This window comes from Klebsiella sp. PL-2018 (genome assembly GCF_019048985.1).
GTDB lineage: Bacteria > Pseudomonadota > Gammaproteobacteria > Enterobacterales > Enterobacteriaceae > Klebsiella > Klebsiella michiganensis.
The window spans coordinates 2665772-2682068 of sequence record NZ_CP077673.1; the positions used below are offsets into that span (position 1 = coordinate 2665772).

Consider the following 16297-nt stretch of genomic DNA (forward strand, 5'->3'; position numbering starts at 1 on the left):
GTTAGATTCCTGACGTTAAGGTGATAAACAGCGGCAGCGACAGAATACACAGAACCGAGCTTAACAGCAGCACCGCTTCCGCATCCGGCGACTGCACGCCAAAGCGGTTGCCGAAGACCACGCCAAAGAAACCGGCCGCCAGCGCAATCATCAGAATGGCGGTAATGGCGATAGAGCCGTGCAGCCCCAGCAGCATCACCAGACCCCAGGCGATAAACGGCTGCACCAGCAGTTTGACAATAGTGGAAGTGGCAATCAGCGCATTGAGCTGCAGCTTACGCGCCGACAGAATCACCCCGGTCAGGAACAGCGCGGCGGCGGTCGCCGCCAGGCCCAGCGGTTTGATAGAGGCCAGCAGCAGATCCGGCATTTTGATACCGATGGCTGAAAGCACGACCCCCAGCAGCGGACCCCAGACAATCGGTTTTTTCACCGAACGCCACATCAGAACCGGCAGCATTGCCAGCGTCGAGCCGCTGTTCTCTCCGGCGGCGAGCGCTTTTTCACGTTCCAGAATCAGCAGGCAGAACGGCGTCATCAGTACCGATCCGCAGGCGATGGAAACGGCGACGGAGAGGGAGGTGGAGGCGCCTTCGCCGAGCACGCTGCCCAGAATAGGCAGGCCAAGCGCGGCGTAGTTAGGCAGCGCGACGGTCAGGGTCAGCACGGCGGCATCCTGCGGCGAGCGCTTGAAGACGCGGGTCGCGAGGAAGTAGATGGCCGCATAGGTAATCCACATCGCCCCGGTCAGCACCAGCACCAGCGGCGATTGCGCGACAATACCGCTCCACGGCGTTTGCACCGTGGCGCTGAACAGCGTGGCGGGCAGGGCGAAGTCCATCACGAAGATGTTGAGTAAAGAGACGTTTTTGTTATCGACCATTTTGGCCTTGCCGGCCCAGAAGCCCAGCAGCATGATGACAAAAATCGGCGCGAGGGCATGAATAATCACATAAGTCATAAATCACCTGTAAATGAAAATAGAGTACTGGCGCGATTGTTATAATTTCTAAAAGCGGTTTCTTTCCGGGGCGCGCGATGGCGCCCCGGGCGGCCGCTTCCGGCAGGTTTTCTTCTACTTAGGGACTGACTACCAGCTGGCGCGCATGCGATCGCGCACCTGTTGGGAACTACGGCGGTTCTCCGCGCCAAGGCGGCACTTCAGCGAGACATCCCGGCGGGCGTCAGCGATGGCGTCGCGCAGGGTGTCGGTGACCAGCGTCAGATCGCGGGCGTCCGGCGCGTCAGGATTGCTGATATCCAGCAGGGCGGAGAGCAGGCCGAGCGTTGCGTAGTTGCTGACGTCATAGGCCATCGGAGGGATGGTTGCCGCCAGTTTCTCCAGCGCCTCAACGGTACGTAGCGTGATGCGCGCGGCGGACGCTTTGCCCATCGCGTGCACCAGCACGCCGGCGTCGTTAAAGGCGATCAGACGATTGGCCTGGTAGCCGTGGGCGAGAAACGCCCCGGACATCGCTTTGCCGACGATCAGGCCAATCACCGGATGTCCGGCAAGCCGCGCCTTGGCGTAGGCGCCCGCGGCGCCCGCCAGCGCCTGATGAATACCGAACGCTTCTTCGCGACGGCCATAGGCCTGGCTGGGGACATCGATAACCGCGATAATCGGGCGCTTCACCGCGTTATCGGCATCGGCGTCGATGGTTTCGTTGACCACTTTGGCCAGCGTCCAGCCTTCGAGCAGGCCGACTTCACCCTGAGCGGCGCGTGGATAATGGTTATTAGCATCCGGCACCACGGCGATAAAACGGGCGGTTTCACCGTTAAAATCGGCATCGGCAACCTGCACCGAGGGGCACAGACCGGTCATTAGTGGGGCGTTCGGCGCCAGCTGGTTTAGCCACAGCGCGGCGCGGTTTGTGAACTGGTTCATTATTTCTCCTCCCGGGCGAATAGCTGTTTGATCTGAGCGGTATCCGCCTGCTGGCGGGTATCGAAATGGGTCAAACGGGTCAGGAAATCTTCATATTTGTCGCTGCGATGCTGCGCGGGCACGCCTTTGGCAATGGCTTCGTTCATCGCGCTTTTCACCGCGTTGATGCCATCGCCCACCAGGGCATCCACCAGACCGCTGGCGTAGCGAATTTCGCCGCCGGTCATGCTCCAGATAAACGGACGGTCGCGGGAGTCGTACTCTTCAATCCCCGCTTCCTGTTCAATAACCTGCGGTCCGTTGAGGCCCAGACGCGCTTCACGGGTGACAATCAGGTAGCTGCACAGCGCCGCGGCGATGGACATCCCGCCGAAGCAGCCGACGGTACCGGCGACAATGCCGATTACCGGGGTGTAGCGGCGCAGGTCGACAATCGCGGCGTGAATATCGGCGATGGCGGCAAGGCCCAGATTGGCTTCCTGCAGGCGTACGCCGCCGGTTTCCAGGCACAGCACCGCCTGGGTAGGAATGCCGTTGCGGTTATCTTCCGCCGCCAGCTCAAGGGCGGCGGCCATTTTCGCGCCGGAGACTTCGCCCATGCTGCCGCCCTGGAAGGTACCTTCGATGGCAATGACTACCGCCGGCTGGCCGTTAATGGTGCCTTTTGCGACGACCATACCGTCGTCGGACTGCGGGACGATGCCCTGCGCGCCGAGCCACGGGGACATAATGCCGTCAAAGGGATCCAGCAGTTCGCGATAGCTGCCGTCATCCAGCAGGGTGCGGGCGCGTTCACGGGCGCGGAGTTCAATAAAGCTGCGATCGTTACGCATGAGCCACCTCCTCAAAAACCTGTTCAATACGGATCCGCGCGACGCCGGGCGTGGCGCCGAAATCGTGGATGATCAGCTGTCCGCCGGGCAGGCCGTTAATCAGGCTCAGTCGTTCGAACAGCGCGTTCCAGCGCGCCTGGCTGTTGTCCACGGAGGTGGTGATTTCGACGTTGAGCGTATCGCTCTGTCCGGCGGTATAGAGCACTTCCATATCGCCGGAGCCGACAACGCCTGCCAGCGCTTTGCCGCTGAGGGCGCGGTTGGCAGGGAATGACAATTTAATCTGTTCCATAACATCCTCTGAATGCGTTAAGCGGAAACCCGGTCGAGAAACAGGGTGGCGGCAAGAAGATCCGCCGCGCCACCCGGCGAGGCGTTCTGCGCCAGCATCTGCACGTCGAGACGCGCCAGCGCGGCGCGCCCCCTGGCTGTCGCACATCCTCCTGCCGCCAGCACCTCGCCTGCGCCTTGCCGCATCGCCTCCAGGCCCGCCATTCCGGCGCGGGAGAGCACGCAGGTATCGCTAAGCGAGGTCATAATCGCCATCAGCGCGTCAAGCCGGGCCTGATCCTCGCTGGCCCCCGCGGCCCGGCTGCGCAATAGCTGCGGCAGCGCCAGGGTGGTGATGTGCGGAAAAGCGCGCTGCGCTTCTTCCCGGGCGCCGGGAACCTGCCAGCGGCGGCTGGCGCGCAGACCTTTACTGAAGGTCCTTGGCGCGCAGGCGTCCGGCAGACGGGCCAGGGCGGCGGCGGTTTCCGTAATTCTCTGTGCCTGACCCTCCCCCCCGAGCATCGCCGTCGCGCTGACCAGCAGGCCCAGCGCCCAGATAGCGCCGCGATGGGTATTGACCCCGGCGGTCGCCTGCATCATCCGCGCTTCGCCTTCGCGGCCAAGCCGGCCAACGGTTTCGCGCAGGGCAACGTCGGCCGGACGCCGCCAGCTCTGCTGAGCCAGCGCGTGAAACGTCGGCTGCAGGCTGTGGGCCGAACGCTCCATCAGGGCCAGGTTCAGGTCCTGATGCGCGCCGTTGCTGCGGCTATCCACCAGGCCCGGCTTGGGGCTGAGTCGCGCTTCGTCAACCAGGCAGGCGCTGGCGGTCTGGGCCAGCCAGCGGGCCCGGGTTTCAGCAACGTGGGGAGAGAGTTTTTTCATTACCAGCTCCGGAATTTTGCCGGTGGGTTGTACAGACCGTCGGACCACTCCACCAGATCGGCTACGCTGCCGGCGGCGAGCAGAGAGCGGGTGGCGTCGCTGCGGCGGATACCGATATCTTCCGGATAGACGACTTTGCCGCTTTGGCGCAGTGCGGCCACGCGTTTGGCGTCAACGCCGAGCCCGATATCGGTGATCCCGGCCACGGCCGCCACCATTGCCCGGCGCTCTTCCAGGCTTTCCGCCCGATAGAGATAGGCGATGCCTTCTTCGGTCAGCACGTGGGTGACGTCATCGCCGTAAATCATCACCGGTGCCAGCGGCATTCCGGAGGTTTTAGCGACCTCAACGGCGTCGAGTTTTTCCACGAAGGTCGGTTTCACGCCCGCCTGGAAGGTTTCCACCATCTGAACGACCAGCTTTTTACCGCGCTGCATCGGATCCGGTTCGGTGATCATGTTGAGCCATGCCGGCGTAGCGTGGCGTCGACCGTGCGGGTCGTGGCCCATATTCGGCGCGCCGCCGAAGCCGGAGAGGCGGCCGCGGGTCACCGTCGAGGAGTTGGCGTAGCCGTCAACCTGTAAGGTCGAGCCGATAAACATATCTACCGCATACTGTCCCGCCAGCTGGCAGAACGCGCGGTTGGAGCGCATGGAGCCGTCGGCGCCGGTGAAGAAGATATCCGGACGCGCGCGAATGTACTCTTCCATTCCCAGCTCTCCGCCGAAGCAGTGCACGCTCTCGACCCAACCGCTTTCAATTGCCGGAATAAGGGTGGGGTGCGGGTTCAGCGTCCAGTGTTTACAGATTTTGCCCTTCAGGCCGAGCTGTTCGCCGTAGGTCGGCAGCAGCAGTTCGATGGCGGCGGTGTTAAAGCCGATCCCGTGGTTCAGGGATTGCACCTGATGCTCGGCGTAGATGCCTTTAATCGCCATCATTGCCATCAGGATATGTTCCTGCTTAATCAGGCGCGGATCGCGGGTAAACAGCGGCTCGATAAAGAACGGTTTATCCGCGACGACCACGTAGTCAATCCACGAACCGGGTATATCCACGCGCGGCAGATCGCACTCGTCATCGACCAGTTCGTTAACCTGCGCAATAACGATGCCGTCATGGAACGCGGCGGCTTCCACCAGCGCCGGGGTATCTTCGGTGCTCGGCCCGGTGTACAGGTTGCCCTTGCGGTCGGCTTTGTAACCGGCGATCAGCGCGACGTTTGGCGACAGGTCGACGTACAGGCGAGAGTAAAGTTCGATGTAGGTGTGGATAGCGCCGATTTCCAGCAGGCCATCTTCCAGCAGCTGCGAAATACGCAGGCTTTGGGTACCGGAGAAGGAGAAATCAAGCTTGCGGGCGATACCTTTTTCGAAGAGGTCCAGATGCTCGCTGCGCCCGACGCTCGGCATAATCATATGCAGGTCGTGAATTTTTTGTGGGTTAACTTCCGCCAGCATCCGCGAGAGGAAATCAGCCTGTTTCTGGTTGTTGCCTTCCAGCACCACCCGGTCGCCGGGGGCCAGCAGCTGCTCAAGAACGGCGACCAGCTGGTCGGTGGGGATCACTTTGCCCGAGACCTTCGCCTCGGTCAGTCGCCGCTGTTTTTCCGTACGGCGACGGTTCCAGACGCGTCCCGTCGTTTGTTCGGCACTCATTATTAACCTCCTGATTCGACGAATCGTTTTGATTGTCCTGGTGTGGAAGTAAGTGTGCGTCGCGAGGTGGCGGGCATCAATTAAGGCCAATGGCGAATCGTTAGCGTAAGAGTAATGATTGGCGGGGCAGAGATGTGATGACGATCAATAATGATTGCGAATGATTGGTCTACGAGCAGGGGACGTACCGGGTTGAGGCATTGGCGCGGCTTCCCGGCTCGCACTGCGTTTAGCCGGGCTACGGGTTAAGGGCGTCTGCGGGCCGGTAGCCCGGACAGATGCGCCGCATCGCCTCCGGGGAAGTTCAGCGGCTCCGCGCTCTGCTCCCGGGGGCGGCGCAAAGCGCCTGCCCGGGCTACAGGTTAAGAGTCGTCTGCGGGCCGGTAGCCCGGACAGATGCGTCAGCATCGCCTCCGGGGAAGCGTGCGCAATGGCGTTAGTTTTTACTCAAATCACTCAGCAGAAAGGCAATACTTTGCCCGGCCACCGTCTGTTCGAGGGCGATTTTGACGATAATCGTCAACGGTACCGAGAGTAGCATACCCACCGGGCCCAGCAGCCAGCCCCAGAAGATCAATGACAGGAAGACCACCAGCGTCGACAGCCCCAGCCCGCGGCCCATAATGCGCGGTTCAAGAATATTGCCGAACACCAGGTTAATCACCAGATAGCCTGCCAGGACCACCAGCGCTTCGTACAGACCGCCAAACACCAGCACCTGCAGGATCGGCGGGATCGCCGCGAGCACCGAACCAATGTTGGGAATGTAGTTGAGCGCAAAGGCCAGCAGTCCCCACATAAAAGCAAAGCGGACGTCCAGCAGCACCAGCATTCCCCAGACCACCAGGCCGGTCACCAGGCTGATGGCGGTTTTTAACACCAGGTAGTGGGAGACGCTATCCAGCGCGCGCTGAATCGCGCCCATTCCCTCCACCGGCCGCGACATCAGTTGCTGCAGCTTCGCGGGAAGCTGCGGCACTTCCAGCAGCATAAAGACCACCGTCAGCAGCAGCAGGAAGATAGAGGACATCGCGTTGGAAAGCTGGGTGAGCAGGCCGGTCACCAGCGTCATCACCGCGTTGGGGTCAATATACTTGTTCAGCTCCACCACCGACACGGTAAAGCCGAAGCGCTGTAGCCAGGGCGCAACGGTCTGCATCGGTTCATAGAGATAATTACGGTACTGCGGCAGGGTGCGCGCAAGCTCGTTAAGCGACGTGCCGAGCGAGGCCAGCAGCACAACGGCCAGCAGGACAATCACGCCGACCAGGAGCGAAATAGCCAGCACCCGCGGTACCCGGCAGCGCACCATGAGCTGAACCAGCGGGTTTATCACCACCGCCAGAAAGATCGCCAGAACAAAAGGAACGATAATATCCGCCGCGAAGCGAATGCCTGTCAGGATGATAACCAGCATGCCGAGCATGATGACTATTTTTAAGCCGTTAAGCGTGATGATGGGTTTGGCCATACCGCTCCCTGCGAGAGAAAAAATGGGGACTAATGTGAGTCATTGTAGACGTTGGCAAAGTCGGCGTCTCAGCGCGTCGCGTCCGCTAAAATGAAAAAAAAACGACCAATTAATCAATAATGGCCGGAACGATATCATAATGGTGATTGCGATCGGAAAAAACTAATCCAAATCAAATACCAGAGGTAAAGAACTGCAAAGACTTTGAGTTAAATGTGGCGTTATGGTACAAATCTGCGTGTGTATAACTACAGAGGACAATTTTGATCCGCAAATGACGAGAAGCAATACCGCGGATAATTGTAATTTTATGGACAATCAGTTCAGGATGTATATTTCTTTTCACCCTGCAGTATCCCTCTCTCACTCCCGCTTTCTCGGCGAGCAGCACTGGCGCTCGGCGCTTTAGTCTTCTTCTCTCTGCCTGAGCTGGCGCGCTGCGCACGGCTAATTTAACGTCAGAATTTTTCCGGTTTACTTCTCTGTAAGCCGCCATGGATTATATTCTCAAGCAGGAGAAGGGATCATGTTTTATTGGATTTTATTAGCTTTAGCTATCGTTGCTGAAATTACCGGCACGTTGTCGATGAAATGGGCAAGCGTAAGCGGCGGCCATACTGGTTTTATTTTAATGCTGGTCATGATCGCGCTTTCTTATATTTTTCTGGCTTTCGCGGTGAAAAAAATCGCCCTCGGCGTGGCCTATGCCCTCTGGGAGGGGATCGGCATTTTACTGATCACTATCTTCAGCGTCCTGCTGTTTGATGAGACGCTGTCGACGATAAAAATCGCCGGCCTGGTGACCCTGGTCGCCGGGATTGTCTTGATTAAATCGGGGACGCAGAAAGCGGTGAAGCCGGGCAAGGAGAAAGCGCATGCAACAGTTTGAGTGGGTCCACGCCGCCTGGCTGGCGCTGGCGATTGCGCTGGAAATTTTGGCCAACGTTTTTCTGAAATTTTCCGACGGCTTTCGACGTAAATTCTACGGCATTATGTCGCTGGCGGCGGTCCTGGGCGCCTTTAGCGCGCTTTCACAGGCGGTCAAAGGAATTGACCTGTCGGTGGCCTATGCGCTGTGGGGCGGTTTCGGTATCGCGGCGACCATTGCCGCCGGCTGGGTGCTGTTTGGCCAGCGGCTGAATCATAAAGGCTGGGCCGGTCTGCTTCTGCTGGTGGTCGGCATGGTGTTAATTAAACTCGCCTGATATGATGCCGCCTGTGAATGCGGGCGGCAAATTCTGCTCTCTGTATTACGCTTAAAAAAGAGCCAGTTCGGCATATTTTGCTGCCGGCCGATATGAGGGCAGAACATGATTCATTTGCCAGGCTGGCGCAATATTCCCTCCGCCAGAACGCTGTCCATCATGATTGTCCTCGCCGGGATCGGCTTAATCGTGTCCATTGTTTCGCTTCTTTATCTCACCCAACACCTGATCGGCCTGAAAGCAAACGAAATTGATAAGCATCGTTCCGTGTTATCGGTGGATGGGGCGGTGCAGACCTCGGTGAACCGCGTGCTGTCGCTGGTGATGGATAACGCTATCTGGGATGATGCGGTGCATCAGACCTATGCCGACAGGCTCGATCCGCAATGGCTCTACAACTCATGGGGATCGGGTTTTAAAATCAATAATCTCTATGACGGCACTTTCGTACTCGACCAGCACTATCGGGTGCTGTGGGGATCGTTTCGCAGTGAGAGCTTTACCGAGCAGGATACCCAATTCCTCGGCAACGGTTTTCGTGCGCTTATCTCGCAGCATGCCGCCGCGCTGCGCAGCGGTAAAAGCGCTTATGCCGGCATCACGCGAACCCGCGCCGGTATTGCGTTTATTGGTATTGGCCTGATTCGCCCGACGGCAGGGCGGCTACAGGTGCATGATGATACGCGTCGCTATCTGGCGATCACCCGCCATATCAACTCGCAAATGCTTGAGCGCCTGGGCGACACGTTTCAGATTCGCAACCTGCACGTCACGCCAGGCGGCGGTGAATACAGTATTCCGCTGCGCACCCAGGCCGGGGAGATCGTGGGTTACCTGAGCTGGCAGCCGGGGCTTCCCGGCGCGGAAGCCGCGCGGGCGGCCTCCGACAGTATGCGGCTGATTGCCGCCGTGGCGGCTGGGCTGATCCTGCTGTTTATTCTCTTCAGCTACCTCGGGCTTTACAAGCTGGCGCGCGGCGAAAAGCTGGCGCGCGACAGTGCCATGACCGACTGGCTGAGCCGCCTGCCAAACCGACGGGCGCTGATCGAACGCCTTAACCAGGTGTGCGAAACCTCCCAATACCAAATGCAAAGCGTGGTATTTATCGATCTCGACGGCTTTAAGGATGTTAATGATAACTACGGCCATGACGTTGGCGATGCGCTGATTATTCATATCGCTAAAGAACTTCGGGAGCGCGTTCCGCCTGAAGGGATGCTGGCGCGTATGGGCGGCGATGAGTTCGCGATGACGGTAAGCGGCGAACAGGCGGTAAATCAGGCGCTGGCTTTTGCCTGGGCGGTACTGGAACTGTTAAAAGCGCCCGTTATCCTCAACGAGCGAAAAATTTATATCAGCGCCAGTATCGGTATCGCCAGCGGCCTCCCGGCAAGCTGCTCCAGCACCGAGCTTTTTCGCCGCGCTGATATTGCCATGTACCATTCGAAGAAAACCGGCAAAGGGCGCACGACCTGGTATGACGAAGCGCACAGCGACGCGCGGCAGTATCAGCTGAATATCGAAAATGGCATTCGTCAGGGACTGGAGAACGAAGAGTTTGATGTCTGGTATCAGCCGATTGTCAACGCCGATACGCTGGTTATGGAAGGCGTGGAAGCGCTGCTGCGCTGGCCGCGGCGTCCTCAGGGGGCACTGCCGCCGGATGCGTTTATCGGTATCGCCGAAAGTAGCGGTTTGATCTACGCGCTTGGCCAGTTTGTGCTTGAACGCGCCTGTAGCGAACTGCAGCCACTGGACGATCTGCTGCTGTCGGTGAATATCTCCCCGGCGCAGTTCCGCGATCCGGAGTTTGAGTCGCGGGTGGTGCAGGTGCTGGGCCGCTGTCATTTCCCGGCCCGTCGGTTACAGCTCGAAGTCACGGAGAGCTACGTTCTGGAGAATCCCGAGCGGGCGAAGTCGGCCATTGAGAACTTAAGGGCGCTTGGCATCGCGGTGGCGCTCGATGATTTTGGCACCGGCTATTCCAGCATCGGCTATTTACGCAGCTTCAGCTTCGACAGTCTTAAAATCGACAAATCCCTGGCCGGGCTGGTGGATGTGGATACCCAGGCGGCGGAGCTGGTGCGCGGGACCGTCCGTATTGCCGGAGCGTTAGGCATCACGGTGGTGGCGGAGGGCGTTGAGAATCAGCAACAGCTGGCGCTGCTGCGGCGGGCGGGATGCGACAGATTGCAGGGTTTCTTCTTCAGTGAGCCGATGCCCGTCGCGTCGTTATTGCAGCTGCGCCAGCAGCAAGGCTGACCGCTTACTGGGCAGCCAGCGCTTCAAGCTTATCGCGAAAGCCGGTGACGGAGATGGCGCGGTTGTCCGCCCGCCAGCGATCTTTTGGTCCAGGCGCCGAACTCTGCACCGCAATCACCTGCCAGCCGTCGTCGGTTTTCAGCAGCAGCGGCGAGCCGCTATCCCCCGGCAGCGTATCGCACTGATGAGAGAGCACCGATGTCTGCGCCCAGCCGGTGACTACGCAATCCTGGTGGGTATAGAGATTATCCAGATGATCTTCCGGATAGCCAGACTGAGTCACTTTTCGTTCTGCGGTTTTTAGCGCGGCGGTCAGATCGGCTTTGCTGCCGCTAAAAATCGGCACCGGCGTAATGCCGGAAGGGGCGTAGCGCAGCACGATAAGGCCAAAATCCCACGGCGCCGCGGCGCTGGGAACTATCCAGCCATCGCCGTCCGCCTTAAGCCGTTTCCCCAGCGAAGGATCTACGCGGCCTTCAATACCGTGAATTTCGTACACCCAGCCGCCTTTACGCGAGATAAAACGCAGCGCGACGGGTTTATCCGGTTTGCCTTTGGGCGGCGTGAGCAGGCAGTGCCCGGCGGTGAGCGCCAGATTGGGGGCGATAAGCGTGGCGGTACAGAGATTACCGCTGGCGGTTTCCAGTTGCCCAATCGCATCCCAAGGATCGTCCGTGGGGTTGCTGACCGGTTTTCGGTCGTCATGACCAAAAAACAGCGTCTTAATATCTTTTGCACTCATACCATCATCGTCGGCCTGGACCAGCGCTGGAAACAGGGAAATTGAACACAGTAATAACAGGACGTCTCTACGCATATCACTCTCTGGGGAGATAATTATGTATTGAAAGTAGCAGCAGATTTAAGTTTATGAAAGTTAAGAATAATTTTAATTAAGCCAGGCGGCAGGCGAAATCAGCAAAAAACGCCAGTCGCTTACGGATGAATGGCGTGAATTCAATATGTTAACGCCATTTTCCTGCGGCGTTATTTCCGCAGAATAGGGCAGCGGAAGCAACATAAATCGTGTATCCGAACGTACAACCGGCGGGTGCCGAATAAAGGATTTGCGGTTCAGCTTTTTCTCAAGGCAGTTAATGGCGAAAACGGCCAATATCACGCAAAAAAAGAGATATCTTCACAGGAAAATCGGACTTCTTTACCTGTTTATCACTTACTTTCAAAGCGAAACATTTTCTCACCGAAAACGTTGTTATTGCTATCACCTTGTTGAGCAAACAGAGATGTTATCCCGGCGATGATATCTGCAATGTCAAACACCCGATGTACGGGAGGATTTATGTCTAAACAAGGTATTCGCGCATTGGTTTACGTTTCGCTGGTATCAGCAATGATTTGGGGCGCGACGGGCTATCTGCTGGTGACGGCGGTTCACGTTCTTTAATCCGCGACCTCACCGTGGTGGAACCAGGCATGTTTAAGCGGCGGGCTGAGCGCGTTTTGCGGCCAGCGCCGCCCGTTCCGGCGTTTTATTGATAGCTAAATCCCCGGGCAGGCCGCCGGTGTTCTCGTCAGCAAAATCTTCGTCCCTTACATTTTCTCAGCGCTAACGCTGCCGGCAATATTGCGTGAAGGTGCCGTTGCGCAGCAGGTGGCAACAAAGCGTAGCGGGTGATGGCAGGTTTGGTGACCGCATTAAGCGACCCCAACGATATTCTCTTTTTTCCGCAGTCTATTCATATCGCCGACGGTATCGGCTGCTGTCTGGGGCTGTTGACGGCGGTGTGGGTGCGTATCGACCGGAGCGTGCTTTCGCTTGATATTCTGGCGGTTCGTCGTTGGCTAACGGCGCGTTACGTCAAACGTTTGACGACGGTCTCGGCGACAACCTGTGGCAGCAATAGGTTTAGTAAAGAAAAAAACGGCTGGCGACCAGCGCGCAGATAATCAGCAGGATCAGGATGAGCTCAAAACGATAGCGCCGCAGCATGGTGCTCTCCAGAAAAAAACGGCGCTGAAGCCAGCGCCGATATCATATCACATCGCTTAACCCGGGAGATTAAGCAGCCGGTTGTGCAGCTGGTTTAGCGGTATGATGTTTGGTGGTTTTGTGGTGTTTTTTCGCTGCCTGTGCTTTCTGAGCTACTGGTTTAGCAGCGGCTTTTTTGTGTTTCTTAGCGGCCTGAGCTTTCTGGGTGGCAGCCGGTTTAGCTTCTGCTTTTTTGTGCTTTTTAGCGGCCTGCGCTTTCTGGGTGGCAGCGGGTTTAGCGGCTGCTTTTTTGTGCTTTTTCGCAGCCTGCGCTTTCTGCTCAGCAGCCGGTTTCGCAGCGGCGGTATGGTGTTTCTTGTGGTGGGTCGCTTTAGCGGTGGTGCTGTGAGTTGCAGCAGCCGGCGCCGGAGTCGTGGTGGTGGCAGCATCGGCAGCGAAAGCAACAGAAGACAGACCCATTGCAGCGGCAACGACCAGAGCTAATACTTTTTTCATTCTGATATCCTCGAAAAGGTTTCTTGTTTCAACCCCACTGCGGGGCCGTTGAAAGAACTATATGCCTGTCTTATCGAGGTTTCCGTGAGTGTTTGGTATCGGCGTGTAACCATATGTACAACGCGCTGCTACAACAATGGGACACGGCGTCGGGCGCGGCCCGACGCCGGTGATTTACAGATAACGCGAGGTAAGGTGCTGGCGGAAATAGTCGCTGTTAAGGTCTTCTCCGGTTGCATGCTGAATCAGCTGCGAGGTGGTAAAACGGCTACCGTGCTGCCAGATATTTTGCCGCAGCCAGTCAAACAGGGCGCTGAAGTTACCGTTGGCGATATCGCTTTCCAGCTGCGGCAGCGCCCGTCTGGCGGAAGCCATCAGCTGAGCGGCGTACATCGCGCCAAGCGTGTAGGAAGGGAAATAGCCAAAACCGCCGTCGGTCCAGTGGATATCCTGCATACAGCCGTCGCGATAGTTGCCGAGGGTGGAAAGTCCCAGCCAGTGCTGCATTTTTTCATCCCACAGCGCCGGAATATCCTCGACCTCAATATCGCCATCAATCAGCGCGCGTTCAATTTCGTAGCGCAGAATAACGTGTGCCGGATAGCTCACTTCGTCAGCGTCGACGCGGATAAAGCCTGGCTTGACGCGCTGATTCCATGCGATGAAGTTTTCGTGGCTAAAGGCCGGCTGTTCACCAAAGTACTGGCGTACCGTTGGCAGCAGGCGCTGCAGGAAGGCGTCGCTACGGCCAAGCTGCATCTCGAAAAACAGGCTTTGCGATTCATGGATCGCCGTGGAGCGGGCGAGGGCAATGGGCTGATCGAGCCAGTTGCGCGGCAGGTTTTGTTCATAGCGCGCGTGGCCGGTTTCGTGAATGACGCCAAACAGCGCGCTGAGCAGGTCGTTTTCGTTGTAGCGCGTGGTGATACGGACGTCCTGGGGCACGCCGCCACAGAACGGGTGGGCGCTGATATCCAGGCGTCCGCCGTCAAAATCAAATCCCAGCACGCGCATCGCCTCCAGCCCCAGCTCGCGCTGGTCGGCAATCGGAAACGGCCCTTGAGGTTCGATGAGCGGCGTTTGCGACTGCTTTTCAACCACCTTCTCCAGCAGCGAGGGAAGCCAGGATTTCAGGTCCGCGAACAGTACGTCAAGACGGGCGCTGGTCATATCGGGTTCAAAAATATCCAGCAGCGCGTCGTAGCGGGAGCCGCCTTTTGCCGCAGCCCGAATCTGCGCCTCTTCGCGACTCAGTTTGACGACGTCACGCAGGATCTCGGCAAAACCCTGCCAGTCGTTCGCCGGACGCTGACTGCGCCAGGCGTGCTCGCAGCGGCTACCCGCCAGCGATTTCGCTTCCACCAGGCTTTCCGGCAGCAGCGCCGCCTGTTCGTACTGGCGGGTCATTTCGCGCAGGTTGGCCTGTTCCACATCATTTAGCTCTTCCTGAAGCGCATTCTGCAGCCATTCACCCACTTTTTTATCGGTCAGGATCTGATGCTGCAAAACGCCAAGCTCGGCCAGCGCTTCGCCGCGGGCCGCGCTGCCGCCGGGGGGCATCATGGCGAACATATCCCAGCCGGCGATGGCGGAAAGATGCGAGAAGCGGGAGAGTCGCTGGAAGGTGCGGGTAAGCTGATGATAATTTTTATTTTCGGTCATGTTTACACTCTGACGGTGGCAAGTGAACAAAAGCTTTTTCGTGGGCCTACACTATCGCGATCCGCCGATGGGGTCGAGGGATGCGGGCGCTTTCGACATAAATCACCCCGACGTTAATGGGAAATTGCCCACAGCGTCGGCTCGCCCGCTCGACGCAAGCATCAGCATAATGTAGTGATTAATCGATTGCGTATTTTATGTTTGGCTCGAAATAATCCAGATGTGCGTAAAGTAGCAGACGCTTTCTCTGAACTACGGCTAAACTTAATGCAGGCACAGGCCGCCGATGCGAGGTGGATTATGAATCCGTTTACCTGGCTGTTTATAGCACTGCTTTCCGTCGATGCCGTTAGAGAACTGTTGGGAATGTCGTCGGTACTGGGGATGTGGTGAAGAGCGTGGCCCGTTTCAGGCCACGTTAATCTGCGTTATTTCAGTCGCTTGTGTAAACACGCGCCGGTGAGCAGCGCCGCCAGCAGCATCAGCGCGATAAACCCACCTACGCCGTTCCAGCCGTAGTTATGCCAGAATACGCCGCCTAACGTCCCCGCCATGCTGGAACCCAGATAGTAGCTGAATAAATAGAGCGATGACGCCTGGCCGCGGGCACGACGCGCGCGCGGGCCAATCCAGCTGCTGGCCACCGAGTGGGCCGCGAAGAAACCCGCGGAAAACAGCAGCATGCCGATAAAAATCAGCCACAGCGACGAGAACAGGGTCAGCAGCAGGCCACCGAGCATCACCGCAGTCGAGAACAGCAGCACCGGGCCGCGACCGTAGCGAACGGTCATGGCCCCGGCTTTCGGCGAACTCCAGGTACCGGTCAAATAGGCCACCGATAGCAGGCCAACGACCGCCTGGCTGAGGGACCACGGCGAAAGCATCAGGCGGTAACCGATATAGTTAAACAGCGTCACGAATGACCCCATTAACAAGAAACCCTCAAGAAACAGCAGCGGCAGCCCGCGATCGCGCCAGTGCAGGCGGAAGTTGATCAGCAGCGATTTTGGCCGCAGCGAGGTTGGACGGAAGTGGCGCGATTCCGGCAGGATGCGCCAGAACATCAGCGCGGCCGCCAGCGCGAAGCCGCTAATGACCGCCAGCGCTATCCGCCAGCCGAAGAAATCGGTAAATACCCCCGTCAGCAGACGGCCGCTCATGCCGCCAATGGAGTTTCCGCTGATATAAAGACCCATTGAGAACGCCACCACGCTGGGGTGAATCTCTTCGCTCAGATAGGTCATGCCGACCGCCGCCACGCCGCTCAGCGACAGGCCGATCAGGGCGCGCATCATCAGGATCCCATGCCAACTGGACATCATCGTCGACAGCAGTGAGCAGCAGGAGGCCAGCACCAGCGCGGTAACCATCACCTGTTTGCGGCCAATAGCGTCGGACAGCGGACCGGTAAACAGCAGGCCGACCGCCAGCATCGCCGTGGAAATCGACAGCGAGATACTGCTGCTGGCCGGCGAGACGCCGAATTCACTGGAGAGGACCGGGAGGATCGGCTGGACGCAATAAAGCAGCGCGAACGTCGCCAGTCCGGCAGAAAAGAGGGCGAGAGTGACGCGAATAAATTGCGGAGTACCGCGTTTGATAAACTGGTTTGGCTGAGGAGCGATGATGTCGCTGACGTCGTTTGCCGGGGCGGTGTCAACGGTAGTTGTACGACTCACGGAAAAATCCTTGCTGATATACAGAGAGTTAAGTGACTGCA

Annotated in this window: 16 protein-coding genes; 5 read left to right on the forward strand and 11 right to left on the reverse strand. The window is 58.2% G+C overall.

Annotated features, from left to right (window positions below; translation table 11 throughout):
• Position 1: 1 nt before the first annotated feature.
• From MKleb_RS12335 to MKleb_RS12365, 7 genes are all read right to left on the reverse strand, one after another.
• Positions 2 to 961 (reverse strand): AEC family transporter, encoded by a 960-nt coding sequence (locus MKleb_RS12335; protein WP_004851304.1) that lies wholly within the window; start codon positions 959 to 961, stop codon positions 2 to 4.
• Positions 962 to 1090: 129 nt separating this feature from the next.
• Positions 1091 to 1891 (reverse strand): biotin-independent malonate decarboxylase subunit gamma, encoded by an 801-nt coding sequence (gene mdcE, locus MKleb_RS12340; protein ID WP_025105792.1) that lies wholly within the window; start codon positions 1889 to 1891, stop codon positions 1091 to 1093.
• Positions 1891 to 2724: a biotin-independent malonate decarboxylase subunit beta gene (locus tag MKleb_RS12345; RefSeq protein WP_004851300.1), complete on the reverse strand. Its 834-nt coding sequence runs from the start codon at positions 2722 to 2724 to the stop codon at positions 1891 to 1893. The genes mdcE and MKleb_RS12345 overlap by 1 nt, the downstream gene beginning before the upstream one ends.
• On the reverse strand, positions 2717 to 3016 hold the full coding sequence (gene mdcC, locus MKleb_RS12350) for a malonate decarboxylase acyl carrier protein (RefSeq protein ID WP_004102520.1): 300 nt from the start codon (positions 3014 to 3016) through the stop codon (positions 2717 to 2719). Before mdcC ends, MKleb_RS12345 begins: the two co-directional genes overlap by 8 nt.
• A gap of 17 nt (positions 3017 to 3033) precedes the next feature.
• Positions 3034 to 3876 carry a triphosphoribosyl-dephospho-CoA synthase gene (locus tag MKleb_RS12355; RefSeq protein WP_025105791.1) on the reverse strand — a complete coding sequence of 281 codons (843 nt, stop codon included), beginning with the start codon at positions 3874 to 3876 and terminating at the stop codon, positions 3034 to 3036.
• Positions 3876 to 5531, reverse strand: a complete 1656-nt coding sequence (gene mdcA, locus MKleb_RS12360) for a malonate decarboxylase subunit alpha (RefSeq protein ID WP_004851289.1) — start codon at positions 5529 to 5531, stop codon at positions 3876 to 3878. The genes MKleb_RS12355 and mdcA overlap by 1 nt, the downstream gene beginning before the upstream one ends.
• Before the next feature lie 436 nt (positions 5532 to 5967).
• A complete protein-coding gene (locus tag MKleb_RS12365; protein ID WP_004119683.1) occupies positions 5968 to 7002 on the reverse strand; it encodes an AI-2E family transporter in 1035 nt (344 codons plus the stop codon).
• A gap of 526 nt (positions 7003 to 7528) precedes the next feature.
• On the opposite strand from MKleb_RS12365, the gene mdtJ reads away from it, so the two are divergent.
• From mdtJ to MKleb_RS12380, 3 genes are all read left to right on the forward strand, one after another.
• Positions 7529 to 7891, forward strand: a complete 363-nt coding sequence (gene mdtJ / locus MKleb_RS12370) for a multidrug/spermidine efflux SMR transporter subunit MdtJ (protein WP_004851286.1) — start codon at positions 7529 to 7531, stop codon at positions 7889 to 7891.
• On the forward strand, positions 7878 to 8207 hold the full coding sequence (gene mdtI, locus MKleb_RS12375; RefSeq protein WP_004851284.1) for a multidrug/spermidine efflux SMR transporter subunit MdtI: 330 nt from the start codon (positions 7878 to 7880) through the stop codon (positions 8205 to 8207). The genes mdtJ and mdtI overlap by 14 nt, the downstream gene beginning before the upstream one ends.
• Before the next feature lie 105 nt (positions 8208 to 8312).
• Positions 8313 to 10469 (forward strand): putative bifunctional diguanylate cyclase/phosphodiesterase, encoded by a 2157-nt coding sequence (locus MKleb_RS12380; RefSeq protein ID WP_217076711.1) that lies wholly within the window; start codon positions 8313 to 8315, stop codon positions 10467 to 10469.
• Between the two features lie 4 nt (positions 10470 to 10473).
• Here MKleb_RS12380 and MKleb_RS12385 read toward each other — a convergent pair whose 3' ends face one another.
• On the reverse strand, positions 10474 to 11286 hold the full coding sequence (locus MKleb_RS12385; protein ID WP_014229539.1) for a trypsin-like serine peptidase: 813 nt from the start codon (positions 11284 to 11286) through the stop codon (positions 10474 to 10476).
• Between the two features lie 818 nt (positions 11287 to 12104).
• On the opposite strand from MKleb_RS12385, the gene MKleb_RS12390 reads away from it, so the two are divergent.
• The gene (locus MKleb_RS12390) at positions 12105 to 12377 is read left to right on the forward strand and encodes a hypothetical protein (RefSeq protein ID WP_224226504.1); all 273 of its coding nucleotides are present in this window, start codon (positions 12105 to 12107) and stop codon (positions 12375 to 12377) included.
• Between the two features lie 112 nt (positions 12378 to 12489).
• On the opposite strand, the gene asr is transcribed toward MKleb_RS12390, so the two are convergent.
• The gene (gene asr, locus MKleb_RS12395) at positions 12490 to 12915 is read right to left on the reverse strand and encodes an acid resistance repetitive basic protein Asr (RefSeq protein WP_009654716.1); all 426 of its coding nucleotides are present in this window, start codon (positions 12913 to 12915) and stop codon (positions 12490 to 12492) included.
• 174 nt (positions 12916 to 13089) lie between these two features.
• Entirely contained in the window at positions 13090 to 14577 is a 1488-nt protein-coding gene (locus tag MKleb_RS12400) for a carboxypeptidase M32 (RefSeq protein ID WP_025105787.1), read from the reverse strand.
• A gap of 300 nt (positions 14578 to 14877) precedes the next feature.
• On the opposite strand from MKleb_RS12400, the gene MKleb_RS12405 reads away from it, so the two are divergent.
• Positions 14878 to 14970, forward strand: a complete 93-nt coding sequence (locus MKleb_RS12405) for a KPN_01571 family protein (RefSeq protein ID WP_004851273.1) — start codon at positions 14878 to 14880, stop codon at positions 14968 to 14970.
• A 35-nt stretch (positions 14971 to 15005) separates the two neighbouring features.
• On the opposite strand, the gene MKleb_RS12410 is transcribed toward MKleb_RS12405, so the two are convergent.
• A complete protein-coding gene (locus MKleb_RS12410) occupies positions 15006 to 16256 on the reverse strand; it encodes an MFS transporter (protein ID WP_014229535.1) in 1251 nt (416 codons plus the stop codon).
• Positions 16257 to 16297: the final 41 nt, after the last annotated feature.